Source organism: Frigoribacterium salinisoli, from assembly GCF_054781095.1.
Genome location: NZ_BAAGVB010000001.1, coordinates 651,666 through 670,224, shown reverse-complemented (window position 1 = coordinate 670,224; position 18,559 = coordinate 651,666). Strand labels below are relative to the sequence as shown.

The following is an 18,559-nucleotide window of genomic DNA, read 5'->3' as shown; positions in this document are numbered from 1 at the left end:
CATGGGCGCGTATCGACACGCGTGAACGCACGTCGAACGACACCCGAACCATGCACGACGGACGCCCACGGGCGGTCGAGCAGTCCCACGATGAGGTCCCGCCATGTACGCACCGGAGCGTCACCAGCAGATCCTCGACACCGCCCTCAGCCGGGGCAGGGTCGAGGTCGCCGGCCTCGCCAAGGACCTCTCCGTGACGCCCGAGACCGTGCGCCGCGACCTGACCGCCCTCGAGCGGCGCGGCGTCCTCCGTCGCGTGCACGGGGGTGCGATCGCCGTCGAGCGGCTCGGCGTCGAGCCCGCCGTGGTCGACCGCGAGGGGACGGCGGCCGCCGAGAAGGACCGCATCGCGCGCGCGGCCCTCGAGGAGCTGCCCGACGGCGGCTCGATCATCGTCGACGGGGGCACGAGCGCCATCCGCCTCGCCGAGCTCCTGCCCCTGGACCGCGTCCTCACGGTCGTCACGCACAGCCTGGCCGTCGCGACGATCCTCATCGGCAGGCCGTCCGTCACCCTGCACCTGCTCGGGGGCATCGTGCGCCCCCGCACGTACTCCGCCGTGGGGGACTGGACCAGCTCGCAGATCTCCGAGGTGTTCGCCGACGTGGCGTTCCTCGGCACCAACGGCGTCTCGGTGGACCGGGGGCTCAGCACCCCGGACCTCGCCGAGGCCCGCGTCAAGAAGGCGATCATGGCCGCGGCGCGCCGCACGGTCGTGCTCGCCGACCACACCAAGTTCGGACGCGAGGACTTCGCCCTCGTCGCGCCGCTCTCGGAGGTCGACACGATCGTGACGGACACCGGCGTCGACGCCGAGCTGGCCGCCGACGTCGAACAGGCCGGGCCCCGCGTCGTGGTCGCCTGACCACGCGCCCCACCAGCAGCACCACCAGCAGCACCCCTCGTAGTCACAGCCACAGTCGAAGGAGACACCCCCACATGTCCGAGTACACCCCGACGGTCACCGGCACCGGTGCCCGCGCCGCAGTGCAGCGCTTCGGAGCGTTCCTGTCCGGCATGATCATGCCCAACATCGGCGCGTTCATCGCCTGGGGCCTCATCACGGCCCTCTTCATCGAGACCGGCTGGACGCCGGTGCCCCAGCTCGGCGGCTTCGGCGAGAACGCCGCGGGCGAGCCCTACGGCGGCATCGTGGGCCCGATCATCACGTACCTCCTGCCGATCCTCATCGCCTACACGGGTGGCCGCATGGTGCACGGGCAGCGCGGAGCCGTCATCGGCGCGGTCGCGGTCCTCGGCGTCATCGCCGCCACCGACGTGCCGCAGTTCCTCGGCGCGATGATCGTCGGCCCGCTCGCCGCGTGGGTCCTCAAGCAGTTCGACAAGCTCGTCGACGGCCGCATCAAGGCCGGCTTCGAGATGCTCATCAACAACTTCTCGCTCGGCATCATCGGCGCCGCGCTCGCCATCGCCGCCTTCTTCGGCCTCGCCCCCATCACGACCTGGCTGACGGACCGCTTCGGCGAGGCCGTGGAGGGCTTGGTCAACCTCGGCCTGCTGCCGCTCGCCTCGATCATCATCGAGCCCGCCAAGGTGCTCTTCCTGAACAACGCCATCAACCAGGGCTTCCTCACCCCGCTCGGCGCGATCCAGTCCGCGGACGCCGGCAAGTCGGTCCTGTTCATGCTCGAGTCGAACCCCGGCCCCGGCCTCGGGATCCTGCTCGCCTTCCTGTTCTTCGGCCCGCGCGCGGTGCGTCCCTCGACGCCCGCCGCGATCGTCGTCCAGTTCTTCGGCGGCATCCACGAGATCTACTTCCCGTACGTGCTCATGAAGCCGATCCTCCTGGTCGCCGCCGTCGCCGGTGGCGCCACGGGCATCGCCTGGTTCTCGATCTTCGGCCTCGGCCTCGTGGGGCCCGCCTCGCCGGGCAGCATCATCGCCTACTTCGGAGTCTCCGCGCGCGGTGACTTCCCGCTGATCCTCGTGGGTATCCTGCTCTCGGCGGCGGTCTCGTTCGTCGTCTCGTCGCTGCTCATGGGCTTCGGTCGCAAGGAGAAGCGCGAGGCGAACGACGAAGAGCGCGCCGCGCAGGAGCAGGCCCTGGCCGACGCCCAGGCCGCGACCGCCTCGAACAAGGCGGCCAGCAAGGGCTCGACGGCTCCCTCCGCCTGATCGGCCACCCGCACCACCAACCGAAGGAGACACACCATGGCAACCCTCGACGGTTCCTCCATCAAGAAGCTGATCGTGGCGTGCGACGCCGGGATGGGCAGCAGCGTCATGCTCGCGTCCACGCTGAAGAAGCAGCTCAAGAAGAACGGCGTGACCGTCGAGCACTCGCCCGTCGCGTCGATCCCCGCCGACGCCGACGTCGTCGTCACCCAGAACAACCTCGCCGAGCGTGCCCGGGGCATCGTCCCCGACGTGCCCGTCGTGCCCTTCCAGCTGTTCATGGGCGACCCCAACGTCGCCAAGGTGGTCAAGGCCATCCAGGACGGCTCGACGGTCGAGGTCTGAGCGTGAGCGACGAGCAGTCCCCGGCCCTCACCTCCCTGCTGGCGGGGTCGAGCATCCGGCTCGACTCCGTCGCGGGGGACCGTGACGAGGCCATCCGCGCCACGGGGCAGGCGCTCCTCGACGCCGGTGCCGTCGACGAGGCCTACGTCGACGCCATGTTCGAGCGCGAGCGCTCGGTGTCCACCTACGTCGGCGAGGGCGTCGCCATCCCCCACGGCACCCTCGCGGGCAAGGACTCGGTGAAGGAGGACGCCCTCGTGGTGCTCCGCTTCCCGACGCCCGTCGACTGGGACGGCAACGAGGTCTCGGTGACGGTCGGCATCGCCGCCAAGGGCAACGGCCACATCGCGATCCTCAGCCAGCTGGCGAGCATCCTGCTCGACCCCGAGGCCGCCGCCGCGCTGCGCGGGGCGACCACGGCCGACGAGGTCTACGCCCTGCTCGCGTCGTCGGACGACGACGACGAGGACTGAGCGCCCGCACCCCCGACCGACCCGGTCCACCCCCAGAGGAGAACGAACCATGCCAGAACGTACCGTCACCGTCGGCTCGAGCGTCGGCCTGCACGCCCGCCCCGCCTCCCTGTTCAGCCAGGCCGCGGGCAAGACCGGCGCCAAGGTCACGCTGACCAGCGCCAAGGGCCAGAGCGTCAACGCCGCGAGCATCCTGGGGGTCCTCTCCCTCGGGATCGGGCACGGCGAGGAGGTCGTCATCGCGACGGACGGCGACAACGCCGACGCCGCGCTCGACGAGCTCTCGGCGCTGCTCTCGTCGGACCTCGACAAGGAGTAGCGACACCCGTCGCGGCACCCCTGGGGCGCCGGTCGCCGTGGTCCCGAGGACCACGCGGCCGGCGCCTCCGTCGTCCCCGGCCCCCGGCCTCCTGCGCTCGCTCGCGGGGGAGCGCTACGCTCGCGCCGTGACCGAAGCGACCCCGCCGCGCGAGAGCGGCCCCCGGACCCCCACCCCCGTCGACGCCGTCGCCGAGCGCTGGGTCGACGTCGCCTGCGACCTCGACCCCACCGTCGCGACCTGGATCGGGCGGCCGGGGCGCACGGGGGAGCACGCGGACCACTCGCCGGAGGGGCACGAGCGCGTGGCCACGGCCACGCGGGCCGCCCTGGACGCGCTGGACGGGGTCGCCGTGGTGGACGACGTCGACCGCGTCACCGCCGTCGACCTGCGGGCCACGCTGCAGCTGGACCTCGAGCACCACGCCCGGCGGCTGCACCTCCGCGACCTCAACGTCATCGCGTCGCCGGCCCAGGCGATCCGCGAGGTCTTCGACCTCATGCCGACGAGCAGCGAGGCCGACTGGGCGGACGTAGCGAGCCGTGCCGCGGGGGTGCCGACCGCCCTCTCCGGCTACGTCGAGACCCTCCGACTGGGCAAGGGCGAGGGCGTCGTCCCCGCCGCGCGCCAGGTCGCCGAGGTCGCCGTGCAGGCCGAGCGCACGGCCCGCGGGGACGGCTTCTTCCCGCAGCTCGCCGAGGGTGCTCGGCTCGGTGACGGGACGGCCCTGCCCGACGCCCTCGCCGCTGACCTCCGCGCGTCCGCCGCGCGGGCGGCCGAGGCCTACGGGGCCTTCGCCGCGTTCCTCCGGGACGAGCTGCTCCCGGCCGCGGGCGAGGACGACGCCGTGGGGCGGGACGCCTACGAGCTGCACTCGCGCCGGTTCCTCGGGGCGACCGTCGACCTCGACGAGACCTACGCCTGGGCGCTGGACGCGCTCGCCCGGATCGTCGACGAGCAGGAGCGCGTGGCCGCCTCGATCGAGCCGGGGGCGGGCATCGCCCGGGCCGTCGCGCTCCTCGACGCCGACCCCGCGCGGCAGCTGCACGGCACCGACGCCCTCCGCGACTGGATGCAGCAGCTCAGCGACCGCGCCGTCGCCTCGCTGGCCGGCACGCACTTCGAGGTCCCCGAGCCGCTCCGGCGCCTCGAGTGCCGCATCGCTCCCACGCACGACGGCGGGGTCTACTACACGAGCCCGAGCGACGACTTCTCGCGGCCGGGCCGGATGTGGTGGTCGGTCCCCGAGGGGGACGACGCCTTCACGACGTGGCGCGAGACGTCGACCGTGTTCCACGAGGGCGTGCCCGGGCACCACCTGCAGCTCGGCACGGCCGTCGCGCAGCGGGCCACGCTCAACACGTGGCGGCGACAGCTCGCCGGCACGTCGGGGCACGCGGAGGGGTGGGCCCTGTACGCCGAGCGGCTCATGGACGAGCTCGGCTGGCTCGACGATCCCGGCGACCGCCTCGGCATGCTCTTCGAGCAGCGCCTCCGCGCCGCCCGCGTCGTCGTCGACATCGGCGTGCACCTGGGCCTGCGCCACCCCGCAGGAGGCCGGTGGGACGCCGAGCGGGCCCTCGCGTTCGTCGGCGAGCACAGCTCCATGACGGGTGCGGTCCTCCGCTTCGAGGTCGACCGCTACCTGGGCTGGCCGGGCCAGGCGCCGTCCTACGCGATCGGACAGCGCCTGTGGCAGGACCTGCGCGCCGAGGTGGCACGCCGGGAGGGCAGCGCGTTCGACCTCCGCGCCTTCCACGACAGGGCCCTCCGCCTCGGCGGGGTGGGGCTGGACACGCTGCGCCGGGCCGTGCTGGCCTGAGCCGGCGCGCCCGCGCCACGCGGTCCTCCTGCCTCGTTGCCGCGACCCTGCCCCCGAGGTATGATCGACCGGCGCGATCTGCGCCTTCCCAACCGTTCGCCGAGGTCCCGGCACGTCCCGACACGTCGGGGAGGACCCCGGCCCGATGCATGCCCGTACTGGAGCACGAACTACATGACAACCGTAACGACCAAGGCACCCAAGCAGGTCGCCATCAACGACATCGGATCCGCTGATGACTTCCTGGCCGCGGTCGAGAAGACCCTGAAGTTCTTCAACGACGGCGACCTCATCGAGGGCACCGTCGTCAAGATCGACCGCGACGAGGTCCTCCTCGACGTCGGCTACAAGACCGAGGGCGTCATCCCCTCGCGCGAGCTGTCGATCAAGCACGACGTCGACCCCACCGAGGTCGTCGAGGTCGGTGACACCGTCGAGGCCCTCGTCCTCCAGAAGGAGGACAAGGAAGGCCGTCTGATCCTGTCCAAGAAGCGCGCACAGTACGAGCGCGCCTGGGGCGACGTGGAGAAGATCAAGGACGCCGACGGCGTCGTCACCGGCACCGTCATCGAGGTCGTCAAGGGCGGCCTCATCGTCGACATCGGCCTGCGCGGCTTCCTCCCCGCGTCGCTCATCGAGCTCCGCCGCGTCCGCGACCTCACGCCGTACCTCGGCCAGGAGATCGAGGCCAAGATCCTCGAGCTCGACAAGAACCGCAACAACGTGGTCCTGTCGCGCCGCGCGCTGCTCGAGCAGACGCAGTCCGAGAGCCGCACGACGTTCCTCAACAACCTCCACAAGGGGCAGGTCCGCAAGGGCGTCGTCTCCTCGATCGTCAACTTCGGCGCGTTCGTCGACCTCGGCGGCGTGGACGGCCTCGTGCACGTCTCGGAGCTCAGCTGGAAGCACATCGAGCACGCCAGCGAGGTCGTCGAGGTCGGCCAGGAGGTCACCGTCGAGATCCTCGAGGTCGACCTGGACCGTGAGCGCGTGTCGCTCTCGCTCAAGGCGACGCAGGAGGACCCGTGGCAGGTCTTCGCCCGCACCCACGCGATCGGTCAGGTCGCCCCGGGCAAGGTCACGAAGCTCGTGCCGTTCGGTGCGTTCGTCCGCGTGGCCGACGGCATCGAGGGCCTCGTGCACATCTCCGAGCTGTCGGCGAAGCACGTCGAGCTGGCCGAGCAGGTCGTCTCGGTGGGCGACGAGGTGTTCGTCAAGGTCATCGACATCGACCTCGACCGTCGCCGCATCTCGCTGAGCCTCAAGCAGGCCAACGAGGGCGTGGACCCCGAGGGCACCGAGTTCGACCCGGCGCTCTACGGCATGCTCACCGAGTACGACGAGCAGGGCAACTACAAGTACCCCGAGGGCTTCGACCCCGAGACCAACGAGTGGCGCGAGGGCTTCGAGTCCCAGCGCGAGAAGTGGGAGCAGGACTACGCTGCCGCCCAGGCTCGCTGGGAGGCCCACAAGAAGCAGGTCGCCGCGTCGCTCGCCGACGAGAGCACCAGCTTCGAGGCCCCGACGGGTTCGACGTTCACGAGCGAGGCGGCCGGCGCCGGCACGCTCGCGGACGACGAGTCGCTCGCCGCACTGCGCGAGAAGCTCTCCAGCAACAACTGAGCCACGGCTCACGCACCGAGAGGCGGTTCCCCCTGGGGGGAGCCGCCTCTCGGCGTTCCCACCGGTGGCGGCACGTGTAGCGTCGTGCGCGTGTTCGTCTGTGGCCTGACCGGGGGCATCGCCGCCGGCAAGAGCGTCGTGTCCCGCCGTCTCGCCGAGCTCGGGGCCGCCGTCGTCGACGCCGACCTGCTCGCCCGCGAGGCCGTCGCCCCCGGCACGCCCGGGCTCGCCCGGGTCGTCGAGCGGTTCGGCCCCGGGGTGCTCCGCGAGGACGGCACCTTGGATCGCCCGGCCCTCGGGGCGATCGTCTTCTCCGACGGAGCGGCCCGGCGCGACCTCGAGGCGATCACCCACCCGGCCGTGCAGGAGCTCAGTCGTCGACGGATGGCCGAGGCCGTCGCGGAGGACCCCGCCCGCGTCGTCGTCTACGACGTGCCCCTGCTGGTCGAGTCGCGGGGGAGCGGCGAGTTCGACGTCGTCGTCGTCGTGCACGCCCCGGCCGGGGAACGCCTGCGACGGCTCGTCGAGCTGCGCGGCACGGACGAGGCCGACGCGCGTCGCCGCATCGCCGCGCAGGCCGACGACGAGGCCCGCCTGGCGGTCGCCGACCACGTCGTCGACGCGTCCGGCAGCCTCGCGGCGACGCTGGAGGCGGTGGACGCCCTCTGGCCCGAGCTGCGTTCGCTGGCAGCGGCGAAGCAGGAGGCCGGACCGGCCACCGGTGTCGGTGGCCGCTCGTAGACTCGAGACCATGGAACCCACCCGTAGCGTCCGGCCCTTCGAGGTCGTCAGCGAGTACGAGCCGAGCGGCGACCAGCCCGCCGCGATCGCCGAGCTGGCAGGGCGCATCACCGCGGGCGAGACCGACGTCGTGCTGCTCGGTGCGACCGGCACCGGCAAGTCGGCGACGACCGCCTGGCTGGTCGAGGCCGTCCAGCGGCCCACCCTGGTGCTCGCCCACAACAAGACGCTCGCCGCCCAGCTCGCGAACGAGTTCCGCGAGATGTTCCCGCACAACGCGGTCGAGTACTTCGTCTCGTACTACGACTACTACCAGCCCGAGGCCTACGTCCCGCAGACCGACACCTTCATCGAGAAGGACAGCTCGATCAACGCCGAGGTCGAGCGGTTGCGGCACTCGACCACGAACTCGCTGCTCAGTCGACGAGACGTCATCGTCGTCTCGACCGTGTCGTGCATCTACGGCCTGGGCACGCCCGAGGGCTACCTCGAGGCCATGATCGCCTTGCAGGTGGGAGAGCGGATCGACCGCGAGACCCTCATCCGTCGGTTCGTCTCGATGCAGTACCAGCGCAACGACATCGACTTCTCGCGCGGCAACTTCCGGGTGCGCGGCGACACCATCGAGATCATCCCGATGTACGAAGAGCTGGCCATCCGCATCGAGATGTTCGGCGACGAGATCGAGGCGCTCTACGCCCTGCACCCGCTGACCGGCGACGTCGTCAAGACCCTCGACGCCGTCTCGGTCTTCCCCGGGTCCCACTACGTGGCCGGCACCGACGTCATGCACCGCGCCATCGGCACCATCAAGGACGAGCTCGCGGGTCGGCTGGCCGAGCTCGACCAGCAGGGCAAGCTCCTCGAGTCGCAGCGGTTGCGCATGCGCACCACGTTCGACCTCGAGATGATGGAGCAGATCGGCTTCTGCAACGGCATCGAGAACTACTCGGCGCACATCGACGGTCGATCGCCGGGGGAGGCCCCGCACTGCCTGCTCGACTACTTCCCCGACGACCTCCTCGTCGTCATCGACGAGTCGCACGTGACCGTGCCCCAGATCGGCGCGATGTTCGAGGGCGACGCCTCGCGCAAGCGCACGCTCGTCGACCACGGGTTCCGTCTGCCGAGCGCCCTCGACAACCGCCCCCTCAAGTTCGAGGAGTTCCTCGACCGGGTCGGCCAGAAGGTCTACCTCTCGGCGACGCCCGGGCGGTACGAGCTCGGCATCACCGACAGCGTGGTCGAGCAGATCATTCGCCCCACCGGCCTCGTCGACCCCGAGATCGTCATCAAGCCGTCCGAGGGCCAGATCGACGACCTGCTCGACGAGATCCGCACCCGCTCGGAGCGCGACGAGCGCGTCCTCGTCACGACCCTGACGAAGAAGATGGCCGAAGAGCTGACCGACTTCCTCACGGAGGCCGGCGTGCGCGTGCGGTACCTGCACAGCGACGTCGACACGCTCCGACGGGTCGAGCTCCTCACCGAGCTCCGCCAGGGCGTCTACGACGTCCTCATCGGCATCAACCTCCTGCGCGAGGGCCTCGACCTGCCCGAGGTGTCGCTCGTCGCGATCCTCGACGCCGACAAGGAGGGCTTCCTCCGGTCGTCGACCTCGCTCATCCAGACCATCGGCCGCGCGGCGCGCAACGTCTCGGGCCAGGTGCACATGTACGCCGACACGATCACCGACTCGATGCGCCAGGCGCTCGACGAGACGGAGCGACGGCGCGACAAGCAGATCGCCTACAACCGTGAACGGGGCATCGACCCGCAGCCGCTGCGCAAGAAGATCGCCGACATCACCGAGGTCCTCGCCCGCGAGGGTGCCGACACGGCCGCGCTGCTCGAGGGCCGCCAGGGTGCGAAGCGGTCGCCCACCCCCGGGCTCGCCCGCCAGGGTCGTGCCGCGGGCGCGGCCCAGGGGCTCGAGTCGATCATCGCCGACCTCAACGACCAGATGCTGCAGGCCGCGGCCGAGCTCAAGTTCGAGCTGGCTGGCCGACTGCGCGACGAGGTGGCCGACCTCAAGAAGGAGCTCCGCCAGATGGAGGCCGCCGGTCATGTCCGCTGAGTCCCGACGCGTCGTCGTCACGGGTGCGACGGCCGGGCTGGGGTTCTTCGCGGCCGAGTCGCTGGCTGCGCGCGGTCACCGCGTCGTCCTCGCCGCCCGATCCGCCGAACGTGCCGTCCGGGCTGCCGACGCGATCCGTGCCCGCGTCCCCGGCGCCGAGCTCGAGACCGTCGACCTCGACCTGGCCGACCTGGCGTCGGTCCGGTCGGGAGCGTCGGCCATCGGTGCGGGTGGTCCCGTCGACGTGCTGCTCGCCAACGCCGGGGTCGTCGGCTCCCGACGGCGCCAGGAGACCGCCGACGGGCACGAGCTGCAGTTCGGGACCAACCACCTGGGGCACTTCGCCCTCGTGGCGCACCTGCTGCCGGCCCTGCGCGAGGCGGAGGCCGGTCGCGTCGTCCACCTGGGCAGCATCTCGCACCGGTTCGTGCGGCTCGACCTCGACGACCCCATGATGCAGTACCACTACACGGGCGCGGTGGCCTACGCGCGGTCCAAGCTCGCCGTCATGACGTTCGGCTTCGAGCTCGATCGTCGTCTCCGCGCGGCAGGGTCGTCCGTGTCGAGCGTCGTCGCCCACCCCGGGCTCTCCCTCGAAGGGCTCAGCGACCCTCGACCGCCCGTCGTGGAATTGCGCCGCCCTCCCGCGGTCGTCACCTCGATGCTGCACACCATCGCGCAGGGCAAGGAGGTCGGAGCCGAGCCCCTCGTGCAGGCGGCCGTCGGCGCGGGCGTCCCGGGTGGGGAATACCTCGGCCCCGCAGGATGGTTCCAGCTCACCGGCCCTCCCGCCGCCGTGCGGGCGAAGCCCCACGCCCGCGACCGTGCGACCGCCGAGGCGCTCTGGTCCCTGTCGGCGCGCCTGACCTCGACCGACCCCACCCCCTCCTGACCACCCTCCCCACGAGCGGACCGGCCCTCGGCCGGTGCGCGCCCGTAGAATGGCTCCAGTGACGATCTCTCCCGTGAACGATGCCTCGAAGCTCAGCGTCCGAGGTGCTCGCGTCCACAACCTCCACGACGTCGACCTCGAGATCCCCCGCGACTCCCTCGTCGTCTTCACCGGTCTCTCGGGCTCCGGCAAGTCCTCGCTCGCGTTCGACACGATCTTCGCGGAGGGGCAGCGCCGCTACGTCGAGTCGCTCTCGGCCTACGCCCGGCAGTTCCTCGGCCAGGTGGACCGACCCGACGTGGACTTCATCGAGGGGCTCAGCCCCGCGGTGTCCATCGACCAGAAGTCGACGAACCGCAACCCCCGGTCGACGGTCGGCACGATCACCGAGATCTACGACTACATGCGCCTGCTCTGGGCCCGCATCGGCGTGCCCCACTGCCCCGTGTGCGGCGAGCCGATCAGCCGACAGACGGTCCAGCAGATCGCCGACCAGCTCATGACCCTCGAGGAGGGCACGCGCTACCAGGTGCTCAGCCCGGTCGTCTCGCAGAAGAAGGGCGAGTTCGTCGACCTCTTCGCGGAGCTCGCCTCGTCGGGCTACTCGCGCGCCGTCGTCGACGGCGAGCAGGTCCAGCTGAGCTCCCCGCCCAAGCTCAAGAAGCAGGTCAAGCACGACATCTCGGTCGTCGTCGACCGTCTCGTCGCCTCGCCCTCGGGCCTCACGCGCCTCACCGACTCCCTCGAGACCGCGCTGCGGCTCACCGACGGGCTCGTGACGATCGACTTCGTGGACCGCGAGGGGGCCGACGGGCAGCGCACGTTCTCCGAGAAGCTCTCCTGCCCCAACGCGCACCCCCTGCAGCTCACCGAGATCGAGCCGCGCACCTTCTCCTTCAACGCGCCGTTCGGCGCCTGCCCCGAGTGCTCCGGCATCGGCACGCGCATGTCGGTCGACTCCGACCTGCTGCTCGGCGACCCCGAGCTGAGCCTGGCCGACGGCGTGATCCTGCCCTGGACGCAGAGCGGCAAGGGCCTCTACAACTACTTCCAGAAGCTGCTCGAGGGCCTCGCCGGCGACATGGGCTTCTCGCTCAAGACCCCGTGGAGCGACCTCTCGCCCGACGTCCACCGCGCCGTCCTCGAGGGCAACGACTTCGAGGTCCAGGTGAAGTGGCGCAACCGCTTCGGCCGCGAGATGAAGTACACGACCGGCTTCGAGGGCGTCATGCCCTACATCGAGCGCAAGTACGCCGAGGCCGAGAGCGACACTCAGCGCCAGCGCTACTCCGAGTACCTGCGCGAGATCCCCTGTGCGGTGTGCAAGGGCAAGCGGCTCAAGCCCGAGGTCCTCGCCGTGCTCGTGGACGGGCACAACATCGCCGACGTCGCCGAGCTCAGCCTCAGCGAGGCCTTCGACTTCATGAACGGCGTGCAGCTCACCGCTCGCGAGGCGAAGATCGCCGCCCAGGTGCTGCGCGAGATCCGCGTCCGGCTCGAGTTCCTGCTCGAGGTCGGCCTCACCTACCTCACCCTGGCCCGGTCCGCGGGCTCGCTCTCGGGCGGCGAGGCGCAGCGCATCCGGCTCGCCACGCAGATCGGCTCGGGCCTGACGGGCGTGCTGTACGTCCTCGACGAACCGAGCATCGGCCTGCACCAGCGCGACAACCGTCGGCTCATCGACACGCTCGTGAAGCTCCGCGACCTCGGCAACACGCTCATCGTCGTCGAGCACGACGAGGACACGATCAAGACCGCCGACTGGGTCGTCGACATCGGACCGGGCGCCGGCGTCAACGGGGGGCTCGTCGTCCACTCGGGCAGCTACGCCGACCTCGTCGAGAACCGTGGATCGGTGACGGGGGACTACCTCTCGGGCCGCCGCAGCATCGAGACCCCGACCGAACGGCGCCCGATCGATCCCGCGCGCGTCCTCCGCGTCGTGGGCGCACGCGCCAACAACCTGCGCGACGTCACCGTCGAGTTCCCGCTCGGGGCGCTCGTGGCCGTCACCGGCGTGAGCGGTTCGGGCAAGTCGTCGCTGGTCAACGACATCCTGTACAAGGTGCTCGCGAACCAGCTCAACGGCGCCCGCCAGATCCCCGGCAAGCACACGCGCGTGACGGGCCTCGACGCGCTCGACAAGGTCGTGCACGTCGACCAGGCGCCCATCGGGCGTACGCCGCGGTCCAACCCGGCGACGTACACGGGCGTCTTCGACCGCATCCGCAACCTCTTCGCCGAGACGGTCGAGGCGAAGGCCCGGGGTTACCTGCCGGGTCGGTTCAGCTTCAACGTCAAGGGCGGCCGCTGCGAGAACTGCGCGGGCGACGGCACCATCAAGATCGAGATGAACTTCCTGCCCGACGTCTACGTCGCCTGCGAGGTGTGCGGCGGAGCTCGGTACAACCGCGACACCCTCGCGGTGCACTACAAGGGCAAGAACATCTCCGAGGTCCTCGACATGCCGATCAGCGAGGCGGCGGAGTTCTTCGCGCCGATCTCCGCGATCTCCCGCTACATGACGACCCTGGTCGAGGTGGGTCTCGGCTACGTCCGCCTCGGGCAGAGCGCGACCACGCTGAGCGGTGGCGAGGCGCAGCGCGTCAAGCTCGCGACGGAGCTGCAGCGCCGGTCGAACGGGCGCAGCGTGTACGTGCTCGACGAGCCCACCACGGGCCTGCACTTCGAGGACGTCCGCAAGCTGCTGCTCGTGCTGAACGGCCTCGTCGACAAGGGCAACACCGTCATCGTGATCGAGCACAACCTCGACGTCATCAAGTCGGCGGACTGGCTCATCGACATGGGCCCGGAGGGCGGCGCAGGAGGCGGCACGCTGCTCGCGACGGGGACGCCCGAGCACCTCGCGACGGTGCCCGAGAGCCACACGGGCGTCTTCCTCCGCGAGATCCTCGAGCAGGGCCACGCCGCCCCGGTGTCGTCCGTCAAGGGCGCCGCGCCCGCGGCGGCGCGCGGCGGGCGCCGGGGGAGCGCCGCCGCGCGATGAGCAACACGGTCTCCTGGCGCCCCCCTGCCGGCGAGATCCCGACCGATCCCGGGGTCTACCGCTGGCTCGACGAGCGCGGCCGCGTCCTGTACGTGGGCAAGGCGAAGAACCTCCGCGCACGACTGAGCAACTACTTCGCCCCGCTGCCCACGCTCCACGAACGCACGCGTCGCATGGTGCTCACGGCACGGTCCGTCGAGTGGACCGTCGTCGGCAGCGACATCGAGGCGCTGCAGCTCGAGTACACCTGGATCAAGGAGTACGACCCGCCCTTCAACGTCAAGTTCCGCGACGACAAGACGTACCCGTTCCTCGCGGTCACCCTCGGTGACGAGGCTCCGCGCGTCATGGTGACGCGCAACCCGAAGATCCGCGGTGCCAAGTACTTCGGCCCGTACCCGAAGATCTGGGCCGTGCACGACACCATCGACCTCATGATCAAGGTCTTCCCGATCCGGACCTGCAGCGACAGCAGCTACAAGAAGGCGATGCAGACCGGCAAGCCGTGCTTCCCCGGCCAGATCGGCCGGTGCGGCGGCCCGTGCTCGGGCAGGGTCACGATCGACGAGCACCGGGAGATCGTCGACCAGTTCGTCAAGTTCATGGGCAGCTACGACAAGAAGGTCGTCGCGGAGCGCCAGAAGCTCATGCGCACCGCGGCCGTCGAGCAGCGCTACGAGGACGCTGCGCGCTACCGCGACCAGGTGCAGGCGCTCGAGGCCGTCCTCGACAAGTCGGCCGTCGTGCTGCGGGACTCGGCCGACCTCGACCTGTTCGCCATCGCGGAGGACGAGCTCGCCGCCGCGGTGCAGCTCTTCACCGTCCGCGGCGGCCGCGTCCGGGGGTCCCGCGGCTGGGTCGTCGACAAGGAGATCGACATCGACACGGGCGACCTCGTCGAGCAGGTCGTGCAGGGCGTCTACACGGCCGGGGCCGAGGTGCCGCGCGAGATCGTCGTCACCGCCGTGCCCGACGACGTCGAGGCCCTCGAGTCCCTGCTCGGAGGACTTCGCGGTCGGGGTCGCGTGCAGATCCGCACCGCCCAGCGCGGTGAGAAGGCGAACCTCCTGCAGACCGCGACGCTCAACGCGCAGCAGTCGCTCGTGCTCTACAAGACCCGGCGCAGCGCCGACTTCGCCACGCGGTCGACGGCCCTCGCCGACATCCAGGAGGCGCTGGGCATGACCGAGGCGCCCCTGCGCATGGAGTGCTACGACGTGTCGCACCTCCAGGGCACGAACATCGTCGCCTCGATGGTGGTCTTCGAGGACGGCCTGCCGCGCAAGGACCAGTACCGGCGCTTCTCCATCCCGTCCTCGACGGACGACACCGAGTCGATCTACCAGACCCTGAGCAGGAGGCTCGCGCGGCTGGACGACGAGCTCGCTCCCGTCGAGGAGGTCGGGGAGCAGCGCAAGCGCTTCGCGTACCGGCCCCACCTGCTCATCGTGGACGGCGGGCAGCCCCAGGTCGCCGCGGCGGCCCGGGCGCTGGCGGACGCGGGGGTGACCGACATCGCCCTCTGCGGCATCGCGAAGCGCCTGGAGGAGATCTGGCTGCCCGACGACGACTTCCCGGTCATCCTGCCGCGCAACTCCGACGCCCTCTTCCTCGTCCAGCGCATCCGCGACGAGGCGCACCGGTTCGCGATCACCTTCCAGCGGCAGCGCCGCAAGCGCGACGTGGCGACGCAGCTGGCCGAGATCCCCGGCCTGGGGCCCTCGCGCGTCGCCGGCCTGCTCAAGCACTTCGGGTCCGTCAAGAGGCTGCGGCAGGCCGACGCGGACGAGATCGCCAGCATCCGCGGCATCGGGCCCCGGCTCGCCTCCGCCATCGTGGCCCGTCTCGGGGCACCGGCCGACGAGGGCGAGGCCGCCGAGGTGACGGGGGCCGGACCCGACGTCCTGGAGGACCCCGGCGTGCAGCAGGAGGCGTCCACCTCCCGTGCCTAGAATCGAGCGACGATCCCTCCGACCGAAGGCGAGCACCAGATGACCGACGCGTCCGACCAGCAGGAGGTCCTCGTCGTCACCGGCATGTCCGGTGCGGGCCGGTCCACGGTGGGCAACGCCCTCGAGGACCTGGGCTGGTACGTCGTCGACAACCTGCCCGCCCAGATGCTGCGGCCGCTCATCGACCTCGCGGAGCGGGCCGGCGACAGCCTGCCGAAGATCGCGGCCGTCGTCGACGTGCGGGGCGGGCGGCTCTTCTCGGAGGCGCAGCAGGCGATCGGCTCGCTGCGCGACGGCATGGGCTCGAAGACCCGGGTGCTGTTCCTGGACGCCACCGACGCCGCCCTCGTGCGGCGATTCGAGCAGGTCCGACGCCCGCACCCGCTCCAGGGGGACGGCACGCTCCTCGACGGGATCGTCGCCGAGCGTGCCCGCATGGAGGAGCTCCGCGAGACCAGCGACGTCATCATCGACACGTCCGAGCTCAACATCCACCAGCTGGCCACCACGATCACCGAGAAGTTCGCGGAGCACGACCGCGCGGGCGTGCAGGTCACCGTCCTGAGCTTCGGGTTCAAGTACGGCCTGCCGACCGACGCCGACACCGTCGGCGACGCGCGCTTCCTCCCGAACCCGTTCTGGGTGCCCGAGCTGAGGGCGCACACGGGGCTCGACGAGCCCGTGCAGGAGTACGTCATGCGCCAGGACGGCGCCCGTCGCTTCGTCGACGCGTTCGGCGCCGCGCTCGAGCCGGTGCTCGCCGGGTACCAGCGCGAGAACAAGAGACACGCTACGATCGCCATCGGCTGCACGGGGGGCAAGCACCGCTCCGTCACGCTCGTCCGCGAGCTGGCAGCCCATCTGCGCGGCCTGCCCGGCGTCGCCGTGAACGTCAAGCACCGCGACCTCGGTCGCGAGTGACGACCGTCCGCGACGTCCGGCGCCCTGATCCCGCGCCTCCGGCCGTGCCCGCCGCCCCGACGGCGAGCCGCGCCCCCGCCCACCCCGAACGAAGGAATGCACGAGTGGCCCAGACCGCCGACGTCAAAGAAGAGCTCGCCCAGGTCGAGGTGAGCAGGACGACGGTCCGGGCGGCGGAGGTCGCGACGATCCTGCGCTTCGCCGGCGGCCTGCACGTCATCTCCGGCCGCATCGCCGTGGAGGCCGAGCTCGACACCCCGGTCATCGCGCGTCGCGTCCGCAAGGACCTGGCCGAGCTCTACGGGGCCCGCAGCGACGTCGCCCAGATCGCTCCGTCCGGCCAGCGGCGGGAGCCGTCCTACCTGGTCCGCGTGCACGAGGCGGGGGAGACCCTCGCCCGTCAGACCGGGCTCCTCGACGCACGTCGACGCCCCGTGCGCGGACTGCCGAACCGCCTCACCACGGGCTCCCGGGAGGACCTCGCCGCCATCTGGCGCGGGGCCTTCCTCGCGCAGGGCTCCCTCACGGAACCCGGGCGCTCCGCCTCGCTCGAGGTCGTCTGCCCGGGCAACGAGACCGCGATGGCCCTCGTGGGCGCGGCCGCGCGCCTGGGCGTCCCCGCGAAGGCCCGGGAGGTCCGCGGGGTCCACCGGGTCCTGCTCCGCGACGGGGACGCCATCGGCGCCATGCTCGGCGTCATGGGCGCTGCCCGGTCGCTCCAGGCCTGGGACGAGCTCCGCCAGCGCCGCGAGGTGCGTGCCACCGCGAACCGCCTCGTCAACTTCGACGACGCCAACCTGCGGCGCTCGGCACAGGCGGCGGTCGCCGCGTGCGCCCGGGTCGAACGCGCCATGGAGCTGCTCGCGGACGACATGCCGGAGCACCTCCGCTACGCCGGCGACCTCCGACTCGCGCACCGCGACGCCAGCCTCGACGAGCTGGGCCACCACGCCGATCCGCCCATGACGAAGGACGCCGTCGCCGGTCGCATCCGGCGCCTCCTGGCGATGGCCGACAAGAAGGCCGCCGACCTGGGGGTCCCCGGCACGGAGGCCAGCCTCCCGTCGGACCTCGACCTGGCCTGACCTCTCCGCACGCCGTGCCCGGGCACGGTGCGCGGCACCGGTCGACTGGTACTGTCGAGGCGTGCGCCGTCCGGGTCCGGCACGGCCCCGGGCACGCCAGCGGGCCTGGTCGCCCACACCCTCCACGCGTCCCCCGGGCGCCTGATCAACAGGAGTTCCATTGACCGTCAAGATCGGCATCAACGGCTTCGGTCGCATCGGCCGTAACTACTTCCGCGCCGCGCTCGCCAAGGGGAGCGACCTCGAGATCGTCGCCGTCAACGACCTCACGGACAACGCTGCACTCGCGCACCTGCTCAAGTACGACTCGATCACGGGCCGTCTCGACGCCACCGTCGAGCTCGACGGAGACTCGATCGTCGTCGACGGCAAGCCGATCAAGGTCCTCGCCGAGCGCGATCCCGCCAACCTCCCGTGGGGCGAGCTGGGCGTCGACATCGTCATCGAGTCCACCGGCTTCTTCACCAAGGCCGACGACGCGCGCAAGCACATCACGGCCGGTGCCAAGAAGGTCCTCATCTCCGCCCCCGCGACCGGCGACGACGTCACCGTCGTGCTCGGCGTCAACGAGGGCGACTACGACCCCGCCTCGCACCACATCATCTCCAACGCCTCCTGCACCACCAACAGCCTCGCGCCGCTGATGAAGGTCTTCCTCGACGCGTTCGGCGTCGAGCGCGGCCTCATGACGACGGTGCACGCCTACACGGCCGACCAGAACCTGCAGGACGGCCCGCACAAGGACCCCCGCCGTGCCCGCGCCGCGGCCATCAACATCGTGCCGACGTCGACCGGTGCCGCCAAGGCCATCGGCGCCGTCCTCCCGGAGCTGTCGGGCAAGCTCGACGGCTACGCCCTCCGCGTGCCCGTGCCGACCGGCTCGATCACCGACGTCACCCTCGAGACGAGCACGCCGGTCACCGTCGAGCAGATCAACGCCGCCTACAAGGCCGCCGCCGAGGGCGACCTGAAGGGCATCCTCCTCTACAGCGAGGACCCGCTGGTCTCGAGCGACATCACCACCGACCCGCACTCGTCGATCTACGACGCCGGCCTCACCAAGGTGATCGGCAACCTCGTCAAGATCACGTCGTGGTACGACAACGAGTGGGGCTACTCCAACCGCCTCGTCGACCTGACCGAGTACGTCGCCGACCGGCTCTGAC

General features: G+C 71.1%; 15 protein-coding genes. All 15 read left to right on the top strand.

Annotated features, from left to right (window positions below; all coding sequences use genetic code 11):
• The first annotated feature begins 103 nt into the window (after positions 1-103).
• The 15 genes from ACYVHQ_RS03190 (at position 104) to gap (ending at position 18,558) form a co-directional block, all read left to right on the top strand.
• Positions 104-865, top strand: coding sequence for a DeoR/GlpR family DNA-binding transcription regulator (locus ACYVHQ_RS03190; protein WP_460510685.1), 762 nt, complete (start codon positions 104-106; stop codon positions 863-865).
• A gap of 74 nt (positions 866-939) precedes the next feature.
• On the top strand, positions 940-2,136 hold the full coding sequence (locus ACYVHQ_RS03185) for a PTS transporter subunit EIIC (protein ID WP_460510684.1): 1,197 nt from the start codon (positions 940-942) through the stop codon (positions 2,134-2,136).
• A gap of 36 nt (positions 2,137-2,172) precedes the next feature.
• Positions 2,173-2,481, top strand: coding sequence for a PTS lactose transporter subunit IIB (locus tag ACYVHQ_RS03180; RefSeq protein ID WP_460510683.1), 309 nt, complete (start codon positions 2,173-2,175; stop codon positions 2,479-2,481).
• Positions 2,482-2,483: 2 nt separating this feature from the next.
• Positions 2,484-2,954 (top strand): PTS sugar transporter subunit IIA, encoded by a 471-nt coding sequence (locus ACYVHQ_RS03175; RefSeq protein ID WP_460510682.1) that lies wholly within the window; start codon positions 2,484-2,486, stop codon positions 2,952-2,954.
• 49 nt (positions 2,955-3,003) lie between these two features.
• Complete coding sequence (locus ACYVHQ_RS03170; protein WP_460510681.1) at positions 3,004-3,273, top strand: HPr family phosphocarrier protein; 270 nt, start codon at positions 3,004-3,006, stop codon at positions 3,271-3,273.
• A gap of 127 nt (positions 3,274-3,400) precedes the next feature.
• Positions 3,401-5,095 (top strand): DUF885 domain-containing protein, encoded by a 1,695-nt coding sequence (locus ACYVHQ_RS03165; RefSeq protein ID WP_460510680.1) that lies wholly within the window; start codon positions 3,401-3,403, stop codon positions 5,093-5,095.
• A 174-nt stretch (positions 5,096-5,269) separates the two neighbouring features.
• On the top strand, positions 5,270-6,718 hold the full coding sequence (gene rpsA / locus ACYVHQ_RS03160) for a 30S ribosomal protein S1 (protein WP_460510679.1): 1,449 nt from the start codon (positions 5,270-5,272) through the stop codon (positions 6,716-6,718).
• A 90-nt stretch (positions 6,719-6,808) separates the two neighbouring features.
• Positions 6,809-7,459: a dephospho-CoA kinase gene (coaE, locus tag ACYVHQ_RS03155; protein ID WP_460510678.1), complete on the top strand. Its 651-nt coding sequence runs from the start codon at positions 6,809-6,811 to the stop codon at positions 7,457-7,459.
• Between the two features lie 10 nt (positions 7,460-7,469).
• A complete protein-coding gene (uvrB, locus tag ACYVHQ_RS03150; protein WP_460510677.1) occupies positions 7,470-9,536 on the top strand; it encodes an excinuclease ABC subunit UvrB in 2,067 nt (688 codons plus the stop codon).
• Complete coding sequence (locus tag ACYVHQ_RS03145; RefSeq protein ID WP_460510676.1) at positions 9,526-10,428, top strand: SDR family NAD(P)-dependent oxidoreductase; 903 nt, start codon at positions 9,526-9,528, stop codon at positions 10,426-10,428. Before uvrB ends, ACYVHQ_RS03145 begins: the two co-directional genes overlap by 11 nt.
• Before the next feature lie 49 nt (positions 10,429-10,477).
• Complete coding sequence (gene uvrA, locus ACYVHQ_RS03140; RefSeq protein WP_460510675.1) at positions 10,478-13,435, top strand: excinuclease ABC subunit UvrA; 2,958 nt, start codon at positions 10,478-10,480, stop codon at positions 13,433-13,435.
• On the top strand, positions 13,432-15,387 hold the full coding sequence (gene uvrC / locus ACYVHQ_RS03135; RefSeq protein ID WP_460510674.1) for an excinuclease ABC subunit UvrC: 1,956 nt from the start codon (positions 13,432-13,434) through the stop codon (positions 15,385-15,387). Before uvrA ends, uvrC begins: the two co-directional genes overlap by 4 nt.
• Before the next feature lie 39 nt (positions 15,388-15,426).
• The gene (rapZ, locus tag ACYVHQ_RS03130; protein WP_460510673.1) at positions 15,427-16,308 is read left to right on the top strand and encodes an RNase adapter RapZ; all 882 of its coding nucleotides are present in this window, start codon (positions 15,427-15,429) and stop codon (positions 16,306-16,308) included.
• Positions 16,309-16,412: 104 nt separating this feature from the next.
• Positions 16,413-17,393, top strand: coding sequence for a DNA-binding protein WhiA (whiA, locus tag ACYVHQ_RS03125; RefSeq protein WP_460510672.1), 981 nt, complete (start codon positions 16,413-16,415; stop codon positions 17,391-17,393).
• A gap of 160 nt (positions 17,394-17,553) precedes the next feature.
• Positions 17,554-18,558, top strand: coding sequence for a type I glyceraldehyde-3-phosphate dehydrogenase (gap, locus tag ACYVHQ_RS03120; protein WP_460510671.1), 1,005 nt, complete (start codon positions 17,554-17,556; stop codon positions 18,556-18,558).
• Position 18,559 lies beyond the last annotated feature (1 nt).

Excerpts from the sequence above, each read along its gene's own strand:
- ACYVHQ_RS03190 (WP_460510685.1), top strand. The coding sequence starts at position 104 with ATGTACGCACCGGAGCGTCACCAGCAGATCCTCGACACCGCCCTCAGC.
- ACYVHQ_RS03185 (WP_460510684.1), top strand. The coding sequence starts at position 940 with ATGTCCGAGTACACCCCGACGGTCACCGGCACCGGTGCCCGCGCCGCA.
- ACYVHQ_RS03180 (WP_460510683.1), top strand. The coding sequence starts at position 2,173 with ATGGCAACCCTCGACGGTTCCTCCATCAAGAAGCTGATCGTGGCGTGC.
- ACYVHQ_RS03170 (WP_460510681.1), top strand. The coding sequence starts at position 3,004 with ATGCCAGAACGTACCGTCACCGTCGGCTCGAGCGTCGGCCTGCACGCC.
- rpsA (WP_460510679.1), top strand. The coding sequence starts at position 5,270 with ATGACAACCGTAACGACCAAGGCACCCAAGCAGGTCGCCATCAACGAC.
- uvrB (WP_460510677.1), top strand. The coding sequence starts at position 7,470 with ATGGAACCCACCCGTAGCGTCCGGCCCTTCGAGGTCGTCAGCGAGTAC.
- ACYVHQ_RS03145 (WP_460510676.1), top strand. The coding sequence starts at position 9,526 with ATGTCCGCTGAGTCCCGACGCGTCGTCGTCACGGGTGCGACGGCCGGG.
- uvrA (WP_460510675.1), top strand. The coding sequence starts at position 10,478 with ATGGCTCCAGTGACGATCTCTCCCGTGAACGATGCCTCGAAGCTCAGC.
- uvrC (WP_460510674.1), top strand. The coding sequence starts at position 13,432 with ATGAGCAACACGGTCTCCTGGCGCCCCCCTGCCGGCGAGATCCCGACC.
- rapZ (WP_460510673.1), top strand. The coding sequence starts at position 15,427 with ATGACCGACGCGTCCGACCAGCAGGAGGTCCTCGTCGTCACCGGCATG.